Below are 17,477 nucleotides of genomic sequence, written 5' to 3'. Positions count from 1 at the left end.
GGAGCGGTTTTCTCGACTGCAAGGCGGGAAATGGCCCCGAATCCGGCAAAACGAATGTGTTGCCTTCAATTTTCGCAGCAGCCGGGAAAGAGGCCGCCCGATCCGCGGAAAGCGTACTATTTCTAGGATAGATAGCTTGCGCCGGGAATGCAGCACGGAATCTCATTGACCCATGATCAGGTCAAGCAGGGTCGTGCGCCGAGGCTGCACCGAAGAGGTCGTCTGCGACCCACCGACATCGCCGGGCGGCACGATGCCGTCGTAGCCTGAACTGCCGCCGTCGGCTACGTCTGCAGGAGGAACCGGGCCGTTGCGGGGGCTTGCCCGCTGTTGACGGACAGGCGCCTGTGGATACCGTTCTGCATTCTCGCCGCCGCCGAAGACGCCGGAAATGATGCCGCCGATCGTCGTCTGTGGCGGCACTTCGGCCGTGACCGGCTGCCCGCCGTCGGGCGCTGCCTGCGCCATCGGCTGGCCGCTGTTCGGATCGTCGATGAGCTGGCCGTTGCCGAAGAGCGGCGCCGGCGAAAGACCCTTGTGGGCGGCGACCATGAATTCCTTCCAGGCTTTGGCTGGAAGACCGCCGCCGGTCACCTTCTTCATCGGCTTGCCGTCGTCATTGCCGAACCAGACGCCTGTCGTGAGGTTGCTGGTAAAGCCGACGAACAGCGCGTCGCGCGAATTCTGCGTCGTGCCGGTCTTGCCCGCCGCCTGCCAGCCGGGAATCTTGGCACTCTTGCCGGTGCCGTTTTCGATGACGCCCATCATCATCGCATCCATCTGCGCGGCGATCTGCTCGGAAAGCACGCGCGGCGGACTGTCATAGGTATTTTCGTAGAGAACCTTCCCCTCGGCGGTCGTCACTCGGCGGATGACGTGCGGCGTCGCCTTGTAGCCGCCGTTCATGAATGCGGCATAGGAGGCGGTCAGTTCCATCAGCGACACTTCGGACGTCCCGAGTGCGATCGAGGCGTTCGGCTGCAGCTCGCTTTCGATCCCGAGCCGGTGGGCGAGCTTGATCACCTGATCCGGCCCGTCATACATGACCAGCTGCGCGGCCACCGTGTTCAGCGACTTCGCGAGCGCGGTCGCCAGCGTCACTTCGCCATTGTATTTCTTCTCGTAATTCTCCGGTGTCCAGTCGCCGATGCGAATCGGCGCGTCGTTAAACACCGAAAATGGCGTCAGCCCTTTTTCCAGCGCTGCCGTATAGACGAAGGGCTTGAACGAAGATCCCGGCTGGCGCTTGGCCTTGACGGCGCGGTTGAACTGGCTCGTCGCATAGTCTCTGCCGCCGACGAGCGCGCGGATCGCCCCGGTGCCATCGATCGAGACCAGGGCCGCCTGCGAGGCATCGAGTTTGCCGCCCTCCTTGTCGAGCACGTCGACCAGCGACTGCTCAGCCTTCTTCTCCAGCGATTTGTCGATCGTCGTATCGACGATGATGTCTTCCTTGACGTCGCCGATCAGTCCCGGCAATTCGTCCATGACCATATCGGCGACATAATGCCCGGCGCCCGACCAGTAGCTCTTGGCCGAAGCCGGGGTCTGCGACATCGCTGTCTTGACCTCGGAATCGGTGATGAACCCCTGCTCGCGCATCGCCGCCAGCACGAGCTGGGCGCGCGCATTCGCCGCTTCCGCGTCGCGGGCCGGCGAAAGCCGCGACGGCGCCTTGAGCAGGCCCGCCAGCACCGCTGCCTCGCCGAGGTTCACATCCCGCGCCGATTTGTTGAAGTAGCGGCGAGAGGCCGCCTCGACGCCATAGGCGTTTGATCCGAAGAACACCCGGTTGAGATACATCGCAAGAATCTGGTCCTTGGTGTATTTCTGCTCCAGCCAGAGCGCGAGCAGCACCTCCTGCACCTTGCGTTCCAGCGTTCTCTCGGGAGAGAGGAAGAGATTCTTGGCAAGCTGTTGCGTCAGGGTCGAACCGCCCTGCACCATGTGGCCGGCCGTGAAATTGGTGACGATCGCCCGCCCAAGGCCGAGCGGATCGACGCCAAAATGCGAATAAAAACGCCGATCTTCGATGGCGATGACGGCTTCGGGAATATAGGGCGACATGTTTTCGAGCGACAGCGCCTCGCCGCCGGTGGCGCCGCGATTGGCAATGACGCTGCCGTCGACGGCGGTGATCTTGACGTTCGGCGGACGCTCGGGGATCGCCCATGTGCTGGCGCTCGGCATGCGCGAGCCGTAATAGAGAACGAGCCCGGCAACGCCGATGCTGGCCCAGATGAAAAGCACGACGCACCAGTAGACCACGCCGCGCAGGAAACCGAAAAGGCCGCCGCCTTCACGCTCCCGCGGCTCGCGCCGCCGCTGGCGGGCGGCACGCTGCGGCGGGGGCTTGGAGCCGCCGCGACGCGCGGATATGCTTCCGATGACGCGGTCATTGGCGTCGAGCGAAAATTCATCATCTTCGCGGGCCGGGCGGCCGCTGAAGGACGGTTCGATTCTGTCGCCTGATTTGCCTCTGCCTGCCATCGCGGACCGGTCGCATCCCCTGTTCGATCGCGAAGCCCACTTCGCATAACGGCGCCCAGTTACAGCGTCAGGCGTCTCTATTAGACGCGAGAAGGACGCTGTAGCACTTTGAAGTGCTGCATAATTTTGTCCTTAAACTGATTTCGATTTAAGGAACCATACAGCGGGCGACGCGATCATCCGAGTGAACTGTAATTGCGGCGATTTAACGGGGTGTTAAAGGACAAAGAGTGAGTGGTCGCGCTGTCGAGGCGCGCGGGTCATGACCACAGACCGGGGAGGCGGTGTAACAATAAAATGGAATTGCTGATTTAAGAATTATGCACCGACTGGAACCAATAGGCTCGACGGCTGTTTATGGAGAAGCGGGACAGCCCCTCACGTCCCGCGAATGATCGGCCGTCTCCCCTCAACGCGCGCCGATCGACATCAGGCCCGGTGCATCCCCCCAAGGAGCGCCGGGCTTTTTCTCGACTCCGTTCACGATGAGTGCTGTTGAGAAAAGGGCGGCATCGCTGCCGCCCTGCTCTTTCAGTCGCACTTGGGATCGCCCGGACGGCAGACGAAGGGCGAGGCCCTGGGGTCCGGATGATTGTAGGTGTCGGCTTTGCCGCCTCTGAACTGCGGCAGGTCACGGAAATCCGAGCTCCTGGTATCCCTGTCCCGACGCTCCCGCCTGCGAGCTTCATCTCTGCGGTCGTCCCGTCGATCCTCATCGCGCCAGTCCCGGTCCCGGTCGCGATCCCGACGATACTCGCGGACCCGGTAGTCCCGATCCAGGTAATCCCGATTGCGATAGTCGCGGTTGCGGTAATAGTCCGGGCCGCGGCTCCAGCGGTCACGCTCGCGATAGAAATCGCGATGGCGGTAGTAACGGTCCCAATAATTGCCGACGCTGAAGGTGACCAGCGGAATGCCCAGCGGACGGTAATATTCCGGGCCAACATAGACGCGGCGTTGCTCGTAGACTGCCTGCACGTACTGGCCCGAAACCCAGCCGCGGCCGCCGTAGAATTCGACGTCGCACCAGTTGACGTTGGAAAGGCATCCACGGATTTCGACGGACGAACCGGCGGGTATGACGGCGACTGCGGGATACCGGGTGCTTGGCCCTGCGCGCATGTTGACGTTTGCCGTCGAGTAACCCTCGGCGGCCTGCACTATTGCCGGAGCCAGCACAAGCAGTGTGGCGGCGGCTATTTTGACGATGAGTTTTTTCACGCTTCTCACTCCTCGTTGGCGTGTTTTCTGGCAGCGCTCGACTGCCTTTCCTTGGCATATGCCATTTGGAACGAAAGATAGAGCGATCGCCGGAATTTGTTATGGCGTCATCATTCGCTTTGTCTTTCAATACTTTATAGGCCGAGCGCGATGAACGTAGCTTGAACGGGGGGAGATTTGTGCTCTCATGCGCTGCTACAGGGCACATGAACCGACAGGAGCGCGGAGCGTCTCCGGCACGTCAGGCTGTTCGGCAATTGAGGTCTGGTCCCGACCGAAAGGTTAACCTTTTGTTAACCTTTCGGCGGCAGTCTAACATCAATACCCGCTTGTTCCTTGACCACGGATGAACTGGCACCGAGCCGAGCGGATGACGAAAGGCCGGGCGACCGGCCTTTTTGTATTTTTGATTTTGGCGCGCCGACACTGCGCGCAATTGCCCTTCAGCCGGCGAGCGCCTGAAGGATGCGCACCCAGGAGCGGATGCCCTTGTGGTAGGAGACAAGCTCGTATTTCTCGTTCGGCGAATGGATACGGTCATCGGCGAGGCCGAAGCCGACGAGCAGCGATTCCATGCCGAGCATCTTCTGGAAATCTCCGACGATCGGGATCGAGCCGCCCATGCCGATGACGATGGCAGGTTTCGGCCACTCGTCGGAAAGCGCCGTCTTCGCCTTGGTCAGAACAGGCGAATCATAGGAGAGATGAATCGCCGGCGAGCCGCCATGCGGATGGAATTCGACCGAGCAGTCGGCCGGAATTTTCGACCTGACGTAGCTGCGGAAAGCCTCGCGGATTGCAGCCGGATCCTGCGTGCCGACGAGCCGAAACGAAACCTTGGCCGAGGCCTTGGCGGCGATGACCGTCTTGAAGCCTTCGCCGGTATATCCGCCCCAGATGCCGTTGATTTCGGCCGTCGGCCGCGCCCAGGTGAGTTCCAGCACCGACCGGCCCTTTTCGCCGGAGGGAATGGAAAGGCCGACTTCACCGAGAAAGCTCTCGGCCGTCTTGCCGAGCGTCTCCCATGACGCCTTGATGTTGTCGGGCGTTTCCTCGACGCCGTCGTAAAAGCCATCAAGCGTGATGCGGCCGGTCTCGTCATGCAGGCCGGCAAGCGCCTCGACGAGAATATGGATCGGATTGGCCGCAGCGCCGCCGAAGAGGCCGGAATGCAGGTCGCGGTCGGCGGCCGTCACGACCACTTCTTCGCCGACGAGGCCGCGCAGTGCCGCGGCGATTGCCGGCGTATCGCGGTCCCACATGCCGGTATCGCAGACAAGCGCATAATCGGCCTTGAGTTCGGCGGCGTTGGCTTCGAGGAAAGGCTTCAGGGACGGTGAGCCCGATTCCTCCTCGCCCTCGAACAGAATGGTGATGCGGCAGGGAAGTGCGCCGTTGATCTCCTTATAGGCGCGGCAGGCTTCGACGAAGGTCATCAGCTGGCCCTTGTCGTCGGAGGTGCCGCGCCCGGTCAGGATCTTGCGGCCATCGCCGACATCCTTGATCGATGGCTCGAAGGGATCGTTTTCCCAGAGCTCGATCGGGTCGACCGGCTGCACGTCGTAATGGCCGTAGAAAAGCACATGCGGCGCGTCGGCGGAAGCGCCGCCATGGTGGGCGACGACCATCGGATGGCCGGGTGTGTCCCGCACCGAGGCGGTAAAGCCGAGGCCTTCGAGATAGGCGACCAGCCATTCGGCTGCCTTCCGGCATTCGGCCTTGTAGACGGGATCGGTGGAAATCGACTGAATGCGCAGAAGCTCGAACAGCTTTTCGAGGCTTGAGGAAAGGTTCTGATCCGCGCGCGCAAGCACTTGTTGTAGATCCGTCATTTTCGACTCCTTTTTGAAATTTGGCCGGACGATAGACCAAACGAGGAGAGCAGGCGAGGCGGAAAAGCAAATGGGCGGCGCGAAAGCGGCCGCGTCCGGATCGGGTGCAAGAAGATTACTTCGGCGATATAGAAGAACCTTCTAATTCAATTTACAGTTATTTAGTAGAACCCAAATAACTTGGCCGTATTCAGCTGTTCGGGGGAGCGGATGTTTTCGGTCATTACATGTATTCGCGACGATCATGATTGGCGGCTGGTGCTCGCGGCCGCGGCGGTTTGTCTGATCGGCGCGATGGCAGCGATGCTGCCGCTTTCACGCGCTCAAGGATGCGATGCCGGGCGCCGCAAGCTCTGGATAGGCGCCTCGGCTTTCGCCTTCGGCACCGGCGTATGGGCAACGCACTTCATCGCGATGCTGGCCTATGACGGCGGCATGCCGATCAGCTACCAACTGGGGCTGACGGCGCTTTCCTTTCTCCTGTCGGTTGCCGGTTCGTGGGCGGCGATCGTCGTCGCTTCGGAGAGCCGCGGCAGGTTTTCGCGCATCCGCGGCGGCGTCCTGATGGCGCTCGGCATCGCCTCGATGCACCTGACCGGTATGCAGGCGATCGAGACACAGGCGGTGATCGTGTACGATCCCTACATGACGCTGAGTGCGGTTCTCGCGGGGGCGCTGCTGTCGAGCGCTGCCTTCTACGCCTTCTTCCAGTGGAGCGGCCTGAGGCGGCTCCTCACCTCGTCCGTCATCTTTGTCCTTGCAATCTGCGCTCTCCACTTCATTTCGATGGCAAGCATCACGCTTGTGCCGGATCCCGGCAAAGAGGTCCCGGCGATGGTGCTCGATACCAGCCTGCTGGCAGCGATCGTGGTGGTAGCGGCGACGGCTCTCATTCTGATCGCTATCGCGGTGGTCTTTATCGACAGCCATCTGACGGATCTGAGAGGGCTCGCCAATGCCTCGCAGGAAGGGCTGCTGATCCTGCGCGAAGGCAGAGTCATCGATGCCAATGAACGGTTCCAGGCACTTTCCGGCTGGAAGCTTGCCGATCTTGTCGGCAAGGCGCCGTCCGCTGCTTTGACCGCCATACAGGGGCAGAATAGGCCCGGCGAGACCTTGCTCAGCACCAGCAGCGGCAAGGAGATCGCCGTCGAAGTCAATACGAGCAGGATCGTCTATCGCGGGCACAATTGTGACGTGCTGGCGGTGCGCGATCTAACGGAGCGCAGGCAGGCCGAGGAGATGATCGAACATCTCGCCCACCACGATGTTCTCACCGATCTTCCGAACCGGTCGTTGTTCGATACGCGCATCCGTCAGGCGCTGCAGATGGCCGAACGAAAGAGCAGCAAGGTGGCCCTTTTCTATATCGATCTCGATCGGTTCAAGAGCGTCAATGATATTTTCGGCCATGCCGAGGGCGACCGAATTCTCCGCAAGGTTGCGTCGATCCTCCGGCGCGTCGCCGATGAAAGCGATACGATCGCCCGTCTCGGTGGCGATGAATTTGCCATCATCCAGCCCGCCGGACAGCAACCGGCGGCCGCGCAGAAGCTCGCAGCGGCGATCCTCGACGAATTCGCCGCCGAAATGGATACGGCACGCGACCCAACAGCCGTCGGCGTCAGCCTCGGCATCGCCCTTTATCCGGCCGACGGACGTGATGTGGACGAGATCTGCAACAATGCCGATATCGCACTCTATCGGGTCAAGCACGGCGGTCGCGGCAAGGCCTGTTTCTTCGACGCGGAAATGGACGAAGCCACGCGCGCGCGCCGCCAGATCGAAAGCGAACTGCGCCACGCCATCACCCGCAATCAGATCCATGTCAGCTATCAGCCGATTTACGGCGCACTAAGCGGCGAGGTCAGCGGTTATGAGGCCCTGATGCGCTGGAACCGGCCGGGGCACGGCATCAGCGAGCCGGATGTCTTTATTCCGATCGCCGAGGAAAGCGGATCGATTGTCCAGCTCGGCGAATGGGTGCTGCGCGAGGCCTGCGCAGAAGCTGCGCGCTGGCCGCATCCGCTGACGATCGCCGTCAATGTCTCGCCGGTGCAGTTCATGCTGCCGAACCTTTGCGAGCGGATCGAGGCAATCCTCGAGGAAACGGGGCTCGCGCCCGACCGGTTGGAAATCGAAATCACCGAGGCCGCTCTCATCCGTGACCGCGATCGGGTGATGGCCACGCTGCTGCGCCTGCGCAGCCTCGGTGTTCACATCGTCATGGACGACTTCGGCACCGGTTTTTCCTCGCTTTCCAACCTGCGAACCTTCCCCTTCGACAAGATCAAGGTCGACCGCAGCTTCACCGGCATGCTGGAACATGACGCGGCGTCACGTTCGATCGTGCGCGCCATCATTGGTCTCGGCCACAGCCTCGGCATGCCTGTCGTGACGGAGGGCGTCGAAACCGAGACGCAGCGCCAGATCGTCCTCGAAGAAGGCTGCTCGCAGGTGCAGGGCTTTTTGCTCGGCAAGCCGGATATCGAGCCGAGCATCAAGCTCGCCGCCAAAAGCCTTCTGTGCTCGACGGCCGACGCTGACGCGTCGCCGCCTCCGTGGCGGGGATCTACGCGTCTTGCCGGTGAATAATCTCGATCAGAGCGTCTTGGCGTTTTCCAGCAGCCGGCGGATATATTCGAGCGTCAGCTCGCGTTCGAATCCGCGAAAGCCTTTGAACAGCGCGAGGTCCGCCTCACGCGCGGTCTCGATCGCCTCAGCCTCCATTGCACGCGCCTTCGGCGTCAGGAAAATCAGCTGCGCCCGCTTGTCGGAGGGATGCGGCCGGCGCTCGATCAGCCCGTCGCGGACCATGCGCGAAAGCGTATTGGCCATGGTCGCCTGCTCGATAGCGACTCGGTCGAGAAGCTGTTTCTGGGTCAGCCCGTCCTCGGCCCAGAGTTCCAGCAGGATGGGAAACTGGCCGGGGGAGAAACCAAGCCCTATCGCACGCTGGTGCAGCGAGCGGGCAAAACCCTTCGCCAGCTGGCTGGCAAGGTAAGCTCCCGAATCCATGCGGTTAAATGCCATGATCGCAAGTTAGGCTCAAAACCGTGCCGGAGACAATGCAGCAAATCGCAGAGGATGCTGCAAAAAATGCAAGCTGCGATCAGAACTGCGCGAACCTGAAAAACAAAAGTCGCCATGACCTGGAGGTTGGCCATGGCGACTCTAAAATGGGGACAAAGGCCCGGAGAGGGGGATAAGGCCTTTGTCCAAGCCTGATGCGGCGGGGGACAAGCCGGTAATCAGACCCGCGACGCGATCAAGCGCCGGTGACATGCATTTGTAGCTACGAATGTGGTTTTTCAAGGGTCACGGTACGTTACAAATCGGTAACAGTTTGGTGAGCGGAAATTCTTTCCGCTCGTGGCGCACCGAACTTTATATGGACCTCGTTTCCTGCCCGCGCTATCCATGCACGCATGAAAAAAGGCGATCATCTCTTCCTAGTCGACGGTTCCGGCTTCATCTTTCGGGCCTTTCACGCACTACCGCCGCTGACGCGCAAGACCGACGGTCTGCCGGTCGGCGCCGTCTCCGGTTTCTGCAACATGCTGTGGAAGCTCTTGAGGGATGCGCGCAACACCGATGTAGGGGTAACGCCGACCCATCTTGCCGTCATTTTCGACTATTCCGCTAAGACATTCCGCAAGGATCTCTACGACGCCTACAAGGCAAACCGTTCGGCCCCACCGGAAGAGCTTATCCCGCAGTTCGGCCTCATAAGAGAGGCGACTCGCGCCTTCAATCTGCCCTGCATCGAGACCGAAGGCTTCGAGGCCGACGACATCATCGCCACCTACGCCCGCCAGGCCGAAGCATCAGGCGCCGACGTCACCATCGTTTCCTCCGACAAGGATCTGATGCAGCTCGTCACCCCGAACGTCCACATGTATGACAGCATGAAGGACAAGCAGATCGGCATTCCCGACGTCATCGAGAAATGGGGCGTGCCGCCGGAAAAGATGATCGACCTGCAGGCGATGACCGGCGATTCCGTGGACAATGTTCCCGGCATTCCGGGAATCGGCCCGAAAACCGCCGCCCAGCTCCTCGAGGAATATGGCGATCTCGATACGCTGCTCGAGCGCGCCACCGAGATCAAGCAGGTCAAGCGGCGTGAGATGATCCTTGCCAATATCGAGATGGCGAGGCTTTCGCGCGAACTCGTCCGCCTGCGCACCGATGTGCCGCTCGATCTCGATCTCGACGCGCTGGTACTGGAACCGCAAAACGGCCCGAAGCTGATCGGCTTCCTGAAGACGATGGAATTCACGTCGCTGACCCGACGCGTCGCCGAAGTCTGCGATTGCGATGCGAGCGCCATCGAACCGGCGGTGGTCCCGATCGAGTGGGGCAAGGCGGCCCATGGCCCTGATCTCGATGCGGCCGAGCCGGAGCCTGTTGCCGGCGGCATACCGGACGTTTCGGGCGAATCGGTGCCCGTGCCGCCTCGCGCGAAGGCAAAGGCCGGTGTCGAAGGCGCTTTTTCGCCGGCCGATCTCGCCAAGGCGCGGGCCGAGGCTTTTGCGGCGCTGCCCTTCGATCATTCAAACTATGCGACGATCCGCGATCTCGCGACGCTCGACCGATGGATCGCCGATGCGCGCGACACCGGCCTCATGGCTTTCGATACGGAGACCACGTCGCTGGATGCGATGCAGGCCGAGCTTGTCGGCTTTGCGATGGCGATCGCCGACAATGTCAGCGATCCCACCGGCACGAAGATTCGCGCCGCCTATGTGCCGCTCGCCCACAAGAATGGCGTCGGCGATCTGCTCGGCGGCGGCCTGGCCGAAAACCAGATTTCCATGGGTGACGCCTTGCCGCGGCTGAAGGCATTGCTGGAGGACGAATCAGTCCTCAAGGTCGCCCAGAACCTGAAATACGACTACCTCTTGATGAAGCGCTATGGCATCGAGACGAAGAGTTTCGACGACACGATGCTGATCTCCTATGTGCTCGACGCCGGCACCGGCGCTCACGGCATGGATCCGCTCTCGGAAAAATTCCTCGGCCATACGCCGATCCCCTACAAGGATGTGGCGGGCAGCGGCAAGGCGAACGTCACCTTCGACCTGGTCGATATCGACCGCGCCACCCATTATGCCGCCGAGGACGCCGACGTGACGCTGCGCCTCTGGCTGGTGCTGAAGCCGCGGCTGACGGCGGCGGGGCTGACCAGTGTTTACGAGCGGCTGGAGCGGCCGCTGCTGCCGGTGCTGGCGCGCATGGAAGCGCGTGGCATTACGGTCGATCGGCAGATCCTGTCGCGGCTGTCCGGCGAACTGGCTCAGGGTGCGGCGCGCCTGGAAGACGAGATCTACCAGCTCGCCGGCGAGCGGTTCAATATCGGTTCGCCGAAGCAGCTGGGCGACATCCTGTTCGGCAAGATGGGCCTTGCCGGCGGCAGCAAGACGAAGACCGGACAATGGTCGACCTCCGCTTCGGTGCTCGAGGATCTCGCCGCCGCCGGTTTCGAGCTGCCGCGCAAGATCGTCGATTGGCGCCAGCTCACCAAGCTGAAATCCACCTATACCGACGCGCTTCCGGGCTATGTCCATCCGGAGACCAGGCGGGTCCACACCTCCTATTCGCTGGCTTCGACGACCACGGGGCGCCTGTCCTCGTCCGAGCCGAATCTGCAGAACATTCCCGTGCGCACCGCAGAAGGCCGCAAAATCCGCACCGCCTTTATCTCGACGCCGGGTCACAAGCTGATTTCCGCCGATTACAGTCAGATCGAACTGCGCGTACTTGCCCATGTGGCCGAGATCCCGCAGCTGACCAAGGCCTTCGAGGACGGCGTCGACATTCACGCCATGACCGCTTCGGAAATGTTCGGCGTGCCGGTCGAAGGCATGCCAGGTGAAGTGCGCCGCCGTGCCAAGGCGATCAATTTCGGCATCATCTACGGCATCTCCGCCTTCGGCCTCGCCAACCAGCTTTCGATCGAACGCTCGGAGGCCGGCGACTACATCAAAAAATATTTCGAGCGCTTCCCCGGCATCCGCGACTATATGGAAAGCCGCAAGGCAATGGCCCGCGACAAGGGTTATGTCGAAACGATCTTCGGCCGCCGCATCAACTATCCCGAAATCCGCTCTTCCAACCCTTCGGTGCGCGCCTTCAACGAACGGGCGGCAATCAACGCGCCGATCCAGGGCTCTGCGGCCGACGTCATTCGCCGGGCGATGATCAAGATGGAGCCGGCGCTCGCCGAAGCGGGTCTTGCCGAGCGTGTGCGCATGTTGCTGCAGGTGCATGACGAGTTGATTTTCGAGGTCGAGGACGAGGATGTCGAAAAGGCGATGCCGGTCATTGTCTCGGTCATGGAAAACGCCACGATGCCGGCGCTCGAAATGCGCGTGCCGCTCAAGGTCGATGCCCGCGCCGCCACCAATTGGGACGAGGCGCATTAACCGCCTCCCCAACGAAAAAGATTTTTCCGATTCTCCTAACTCATTGAAATCACGGCCATGTACCTCCCCGGGCCGTACCGGAACGATACGGCTGGAAGGAACTTATTAACCTTCCTTTTCTATCCCGGTAGGGTCGTAATTTGTTAGGCATGAGTGAGTAGCGGACGCATGCGTTTTCCCAGAACCAATTTGACGGATGCCGCAGATTTTTCCAGCGGCATTGAAACGGAGCTTCCGGAGGAAAATCCAGGCGAGAGGCCGCCGGCACCGATCTGGCAGAGCAACTTCTCGCTCGCGCCGAATGTTCGCTTCACCCGCACGCCCGAAACGCTGATCAGCCGCCGCCGCCCGTCGAACGAGCCCGTTCGCAGTGAACCGGAAGCGGAACAGCAGGCGATAGGGATAGAACCGGTCGCGGTCGACGTGCCCTTCGATATCTACCTGCCGGAGCCCGCTGAACCTGCCGCAGTGCAGGCTGAGATCGAGACGCTGCAGCCGCCGGCCGCCGCGGTGGAGGCTCCTACCCTGCGCGTCGCTTCCGAACTGTCTTCGATTTCCGATTTTGCCTTCTGGGAAGTCATGGCGTTCGAGGAGGGCGAACCGGTGCGCGCGCCCTCGATCATTCTTCCGAAGATCGAGACCGCGCCCGAATCGATCACCTCGCTGTTTCGCGTCATGGAATGGCGTCCGGGCACGCTGAAGCCCGCTCAGGCGGCATCCCGACCGGTCCAGCCGCCGGCTGCAGCGCCCGCGCCGGCGGCTCTGCGCCCGCCGGCGGCGATTTCCTTGGAAAGGCCCGTGCGGACCCGCGAGGCGGCGATTGCACCTGCGCCGCAGGTCGCGCCCCAGACTGCGCCGATGCCTCAGGTCACGCCGGTGCCTCAGGCCGCCTCTGTGCCTCGGCCTACGCCCCCGGTCGCCGCAGTCCTGCCGTCGCCGCGCCTTGCGGCAAGGCCTGAAAAGATCGATGCATCAGGTTATGAATTCCCGCCGCGCGCTCTTTTGCAGGAGCCGCCCGAACGTCTCGGCGAGATCATGTCGCAGGAGACGCTGGAGCAGAATGCCGGTCTTCTGGAAAGCGTGCTTGAGGATTTCGGCATCAAGGGCGAGATCATTCATGTTCGCCCCGGCCCCGTCGTCACCCTTTATGAATTCGAGCCGGCGCCCGGCGTGAAGTCGTCGCGCGTCATCGGCCTGGCCGATGATATCGCCCGCTCGATGTCGGCGCTTTCGGCCCGCGTCGCAGTGGTCCCGGGCCGCAACGTCATCGGCATCGAGCTGCCGAATGTCACCCGTGAAACCGTCTATTTCCGGGAGATGATCGAGAGCCAGGATTTCGACAAGAGCGGCTATAAGCTGGCGCTCGGCCTCGGCAAGACCATCGGCGGTGAGCCTGTGATCGCCGAGCTCGCAAAGATGCCGCATCTGCTCGTCGCCGGCACCACCGGTTCGGGCAAATCGGTCGCCATCAATACGATGATCCTGTCGCTGCTCTACCGCATGACGCCGGAGCAATGCCGGCTGATCATGGTCGACCCGAAGATGCTCGAACTCTCCGTCTATGACGGTATTCCGCATCTGCTGACGCCCGTCGTCACCGATCCGAAAAAGGCTGTCATGGCGCTGAAATGGGCGGTGCGCGAGATGGAGGAGCGTTATCGCAAGATGTCGCGCCTCGGCGTGCGCAACATCGACGGCTATAACGGCCGCGTCTCCCAGGCGCGCGAAAAGGGCGAGACCATCCATATCATGGTTCAGACCGGCTTCGACAGGGGAACCGGTGCGCCGATCGAAGAAAGCCAGGAGCTGGATCTTGCGCCGATGCCTTACATCGTCGTCATCGTCGACGAGATGGCCGATCTGATGATGGTCGCCGGCAAAGAGATTGAAGGTGCGATCCAGCGTCTGGCGCAGATGGCGCGTGCCGCCGGTATTCACCTGATCATGGCGACCCAGCGTCCGTCGGTCGATGTCATCACCGGCACGATCAAGGCGAATTTCCCGACCCGCATTTCCTTCCAGGTCACCTCGAAGATCGACAGCCGCACCATCCTCGGCGAGCAGGGCGCAGAGCAACTGCTCGGACAGGGTGACATGCTGCATATGCAGGGTGGCGGCCGCATCGCCCGTGTCCATGGCCCCTTCGTCTCCGATGCCGAGGTCGAAAAAGTCGTCGCGCATCTGAAGACGCAGGGCCGTCCTGAATATCTGGATACGGTCACGGCCGACGAGGAGGAAGACGTCGAGAATGAAGAAAACGGCGCCGTCTTCGACAAGAGTGCTATGGGCGCCGAGGACGGTGACGAGCTCTACCAGCAGGCCGTCAAGGTCGTCATGCGGGACAAGAAGTGCTCAACCTCCTACATCCAGCGCCGCCTCGGCATCGGCTACAACAGAGCCGCCTCCCTGGTGGAGCGGATGGAAAAGGAAGGTCTCGTCGGCCCGGCAAACCATGTCGGCAAGCGCGAGATCGTATCCGGACGCGGCGAGGGCGATTGATCGACGATGGCCGGAGTGCGCGGCGCATTCCGGTTTCATGTTTTCGACGTAGCCGATCTTATCGTTTCCTCGACGAACTCGGTCTTGCCGCCGGTATAGAAATCCCAATCGCCGTCCGCCTCCGCGGACAGGCGGCGTTTGAGGTCGGCATAGGCCTTGGCCTTTGCGGGATGGTCTCGGAGATGGTTGCGAAACAGGATGCGCTGCCGATGCACGGGATTATCGAGCGGGCAAACATAGAGCCTGTACCCGCAAGCCTCGCGGTTACGGGTAAAGACCCAGCGGCCGTCTCCGTGAGGGTCGCCGTGAAAGGTGAAGTCGGCAGCGCGTACCAATTCTATCACTGCCGGTAAGGTGTCGTCAGATACCACGACGACATCGAGGTCGATTTTCGGCTTGGCTGCAAGTCCAGGCACAGATGTGCTGCCGATGTGGTCGATGGACTGCACGAGATCACCGAGCAGGACGGAGACCTCGGCGCTGATTGCGGCAAAGAGCAGTGGCCAGGAAGTGTCGTAATCGACGACTTTGATGGCACGCATCCTGCCTCCCTACTGTGGTCGCTGCACTTCGGCCAGCAATTCGTCCAGAATCGCGATCATCTTCAGTTCGGCCTCTTCCAGCGAACCGCTATTGTCGAGTTCCGTCACGTCATAGTCGCCGCGCACGGTCAGCGGGCCGCGGGCAAGCCTGGCCATGATGTCCTCATGTGACTCCCGGCCGCGCCCTTCCAGCCGGCTGGCGAGCACTTCCGGGCGGGCCGTGACATTGATGACCTTCAGCCGCGGGAAAGCGGCCTGGAAGCGGTGAAGCGCCGAGCGCGAGCCGTTGGCCACGACGATATGGCCTCTCGACAGCGCCACCGAGACTTCGGCCGGAATGCCGTATTTCAGGCCATGCGCCTCCCACCACACGGCGAAGGAGCCTGACTGTTCCATGGCGGCAAAGCCTTGAAGGGAGACGGAAAGATGATCCTCGCCGCCGGCATCGCGGTGGCGGGTGATGACGCGGCGGGCGAAATGCACATTGTCGCGGCCGGAAAAACGCCGCGCAGCGAGGTTCATCAGCGTGTCCTTGCCGGCGCCGCTCGGCCCGACGACGACGACCATGATACCGCGTTCGGCTCCAGCAGCCGCATGGGGTTCGTGCGGCGTCATGCGACACGGCGTCCCTGGCGCCAGACGGAGCGTGTTACCGGCACGCCGTGCGAGCGGTGGACACGGACGAGATCGGCGCGCAGCCCGGGCGCGATCCGGCCGCGATCATTGAGGCTGACGGTGCGGGCAGGCGTCGACGTCACCATCGCGATCGCTTTCGGAAGGGTGATGCTTTCCACCTCGTCGGCAAGGATGAAGGGTGCATGCAGCAGGCTGAGCGGTACGTAATCGGAGGACAGAACGTCGAGCACGCCCATTTCGGCGAGATCGCGGGCGGCGATGTTGCCGGAATGGGATTTGCCGCGCACGATGTTCGGCGCCCCCATCAGCACGCTCATGCCGTGCTCGTGCGATGCCCGGGCGGCATCGAAGCTGGTCGGAAACTCGGCAAGGCGCACGCCATTGTCGATCGCCTCGTCGACATGGGAGAGTGTGGCGTCGTCATGGCTTGCGACCGTGATGCCGCGCTCGGCGCAGACCTTGGCGATGGCGTTTCGATGTGGCGTCGAATTGCGCGCCGATTCCGCCTGGCGCTTGGCGACGAAACGGGCAAAGGCCTCATCGCTCAGACCACGCTTCTTTTGGTAGTAGAAGATATATTGATCCATCGTCTGGAACTGCCGCTGGCCGGGCGCGTGATCCATCAGCGAGACGAGCCGCACATGCGGATCATTTTCGAAATCGGCGAAATGTTCAAGCACATTGTCGGCCGATACCTCGCAGCGCAGGTGGATGAGGTGTTCGGCGCGCAGCCTGCCTTCCTTCTCCGCCGATTGGATGGCGTCGGCCATCTCTCGCATCTCGCCATGTTCGAACCCGCCGTCCTCGTCCGCGCCCATGCGCAGGCAGTCGAAGACCGTCGTGATGCCCGATGTGACAATCTGGGCGTCATGCGCCTGGACGGCAGCCGTCTTGTGCCAGCGAATGCCCGGACGCGGCTGATAATGGCCTTCGAGATGGTCGGTATGCAGTTCGACAAGGCCGGGAATGACGTAATCCCCCTCGAAATCTTCGCCGGTTACCGAATTGCCTTCAGAGATATCGGCGATCTTGCCGTCGCGGATGAGGATCGATCCTGAAAGGATGTCGTCCTCGAGAACGATGCGGGCGTTGGAAAAGACGGTCTCTTTGCTCATATTGTCAGGTCTTTCAGTTTTTAGCGCCGGCAAGGGGCAGCCAGGAACGAACTCTGAACGGGGCGCCGCGCGTCTCCTCGATGAAGACGGCAAGGCCGGAGATCGAAAGCGGCCGGCCGGTGAAACCGGCAAAACGTTCCGCCAGAATTGCTCTCATCACCTCGGCGCGCTCTGCAGGCACCTGGCCGCTCAGCGTCATGTGGAAACCGAAATCCTCCATGACGTAAGGATAGCCCCAGCGCTGCAGATTGGCGCGTTGGCTGTCGCTGAGCCTTTCCGGATTGCGGCGCGCGATATCGGCCTCGGACAGCGTTGCGCGGAACGGCTCGAATGACTTTACCACCTTCGCGGCGAAATCCTGAAGAGGTTGATGAAGAGAGCCGGGAACAAGGGCGAAGAAGCGGCCGAGCTGGCCAAGCACCAGTTCGGGGATCTCGAAAGCCGGGGTGCGCGCGGCAAACTCCTCGGCAAAGGCCATGAGATCCTTTTCGGTGACAGAAGCGGCAAGCGAAAACGGCGCCTTGATCGTCGCATGAAAGCCATAGCGTCGCGGGTCGGCAGTCAGCTCGAACTGCTCTGGCGCACTCAGCGTCTCATGTGCGGGTGCAGGATAGGTTTTGCCGCTGAACGCATCGCGGCCGAGCCAGAGCGAAGCCGCGCCGGTCAGAGGGTCATCCTTTGGCGGCGAAAAATAGAGAGCGTAGCGCAAGGATT

11 protein-coding genes are annotated in these 17,477 nt (G+C 61.8%); 3 read left to right on the top strand and 8 right to left on the bottom strand.

Translation table 11 applies throughout. The features are described from left to right. Positions 1–162: 162 nt before the first annotated feature. From PH551_RS04835 to PH551_RS04825, 3 genes are all read right to left on the bottom strand, one after another. Positions 163–2,490 (bottom strand): transglycosylase domain-containing protein, encoded by a 2,328-nt coding sequence (locus PH551_RS04835; RefSeq protein ID WP_285192064.1) that lies wholly within the window; start codon positions 2,488–2,490, stop codon positions 163–165. A gap of 531 nt (positions 2,491–3,021) precedes the next feature. Beyond that, positions 3,022–3,711, bottom strand: coding sequence for an SH3 domain-containing protein (locus tag PH551_RS04830; RefSeq protein WP_285192063.1), 690 nt, complete (start codon positions 3,709–3,711; stop codon positions 3,022–3,024). A gap of 443 nt (positions 3,712–4,154) precedes the next feature. Next, positions 4,155–5,543: a dipeptidase gene (locus PH551_RS04825; RefSeq protein ID WP_085776539.1), complete on the bottom strand. Its 1,389-nt coding sequence runs from the start codon at positions 5,541–5,543 to the stop codon at positions 4,155–4,157. 210 nt (positions 5,544–5,753) lie between these two features. Here PH551_RS04825 and PH551_RS04820 point away from each other — a divergent pair, with 210 nt between their 5' ends. Continuing rightward, on the top strand, positions 5,754–8,138 hold the full coding sequence (locus PH551_RS04820; RefSeq protein ID WP_285192062.1) for a bifunctional diguanylate cyclase/phosphodiesterase: 2,385 nt from the start codon (positions 5,754–5,756) through the stop codon (positions 8,136–8,138). Positions 8,139–8,144: 6 nt separating this feature from the next. Here the strand turns inward: PH551_RS04820 and PH551_RS04815 are convergent, their stop codons facing one another. Continuing rightward, positions 8,145–8,561 (bottom strand): MarR family winged helix-turn-helix transcriptional regulator, encoded by a 417-nt coding sequence (locus PH551_RS04815; RefSeq protein ID WP_097600434.1) that lies wholly within the window; start codon positions 8,559–8,561, stop codon positions 8,145–8,147. Between the two features lie 410 nt (positions 8,562–8,971). On the opposite strand from PH551_RS04815, the gene polA reads away from it, so the two are divergent. Together polA and PH551_RS04805 are read left to right on the top strand one after the other, a co-directional pair. Beyond that, positions 8,972–11,971 carry a DNA polymerase I gene (gene polA, locus PH551_RS04810; RefSeq protein ID WP_285192061.1) on the top strand — a complete coding sequence of 1,000 codons (3,000 nt, stop codon included), beginning with the start codon at positions 8,972–8,974 and terminating at the stop codon, positions 11,969–11,971. Between the two features lie 168 nt (positions 11,972–12,139). Beyond that, positions 12,140–14,470 (top strand): DNA translocase FtsK, encoded by a 2,331-nt coding sequence (locus PH551_RS04805; RefSeq protein ID WP_285192060.1) that lies wholly within the window; start codon positions 12,140–12,142, stop codon positions 14,468–14,470. A gap of 35 nt (positions 14,471–14,505) precedes the next feature. On the opposite strand, the gene PH551_RS04800 is transcribed toward PH551_RS04805, so the two are convergent. The 4 genes from PH551_RS04800 to PH551_RS04785 are packed head-to-tail and all read right to left on the bottom strand — an operon-like array spanning position 14,506 to position 17,472. Then, positions 14,506–15,012 (bottom strand): GrpB family protein, encoded by a 507-nt coding sequence (locus PH551_RS04800; protein ID WP_285192059.1) that lies wholly within the window; start codon positions 15,010–15,012, stop codon positions 14,506–14,508. Positions 15,013–15,021: 9 nt separating this feature from the next. After that, positions 15,022–15,627, bottom strand: a complete 606-nt coding sequence (gene phnN / locus PH551_RS04795; protein WP_285192058.1) for a phosphonate metabolism protein/1,5-bisphosphokinase (PRPP-forming) PhnN — start codon at positions 15,625–15,627, stop codon at positions 15,022–15,024. Then, on the bottom strand, positions 15,624–16,763 hold the full coding sequence (locus PH551_RS04790; RefSeq protein ID WP_183705460.1) for an alpha-D-ribose 1-methylphosphonate 5-triphosphate diphosphatase: 1,140 nt from the start codon (positions 16,761–16,763) through the stop codon (positions 15,624–15,626). Before PH551_RS04790 ends, phnN begins: the two co-directional genes overlap by 4 nt. 13 nt (positions 16,764–16,776) lie before the next feature. Then, entirely contained in the window at positions 16,777–17,472 is a 696-nt protein-coding gene (locus PH551_RS04785) for a DUF1045 domain-containing protein (protein ID WP_285192057.1), read from the bottom strand. Positions 17,473–17,477: the final 5 nt, after the last annotated feature.

This window comes from Rhizobium atlanticum (assembly GCF_030182485.1).
Classification (GTDB): Bacteria; Pseudomonadota; Alphaproteobacteria; order Rhizobiales; family Rhizobiaceae; genus Rhizobium.
Note: the sequence above shows the minus strand (reverse complement) of the source record. Positions and strands in the feature narration are given on the sequence as shown.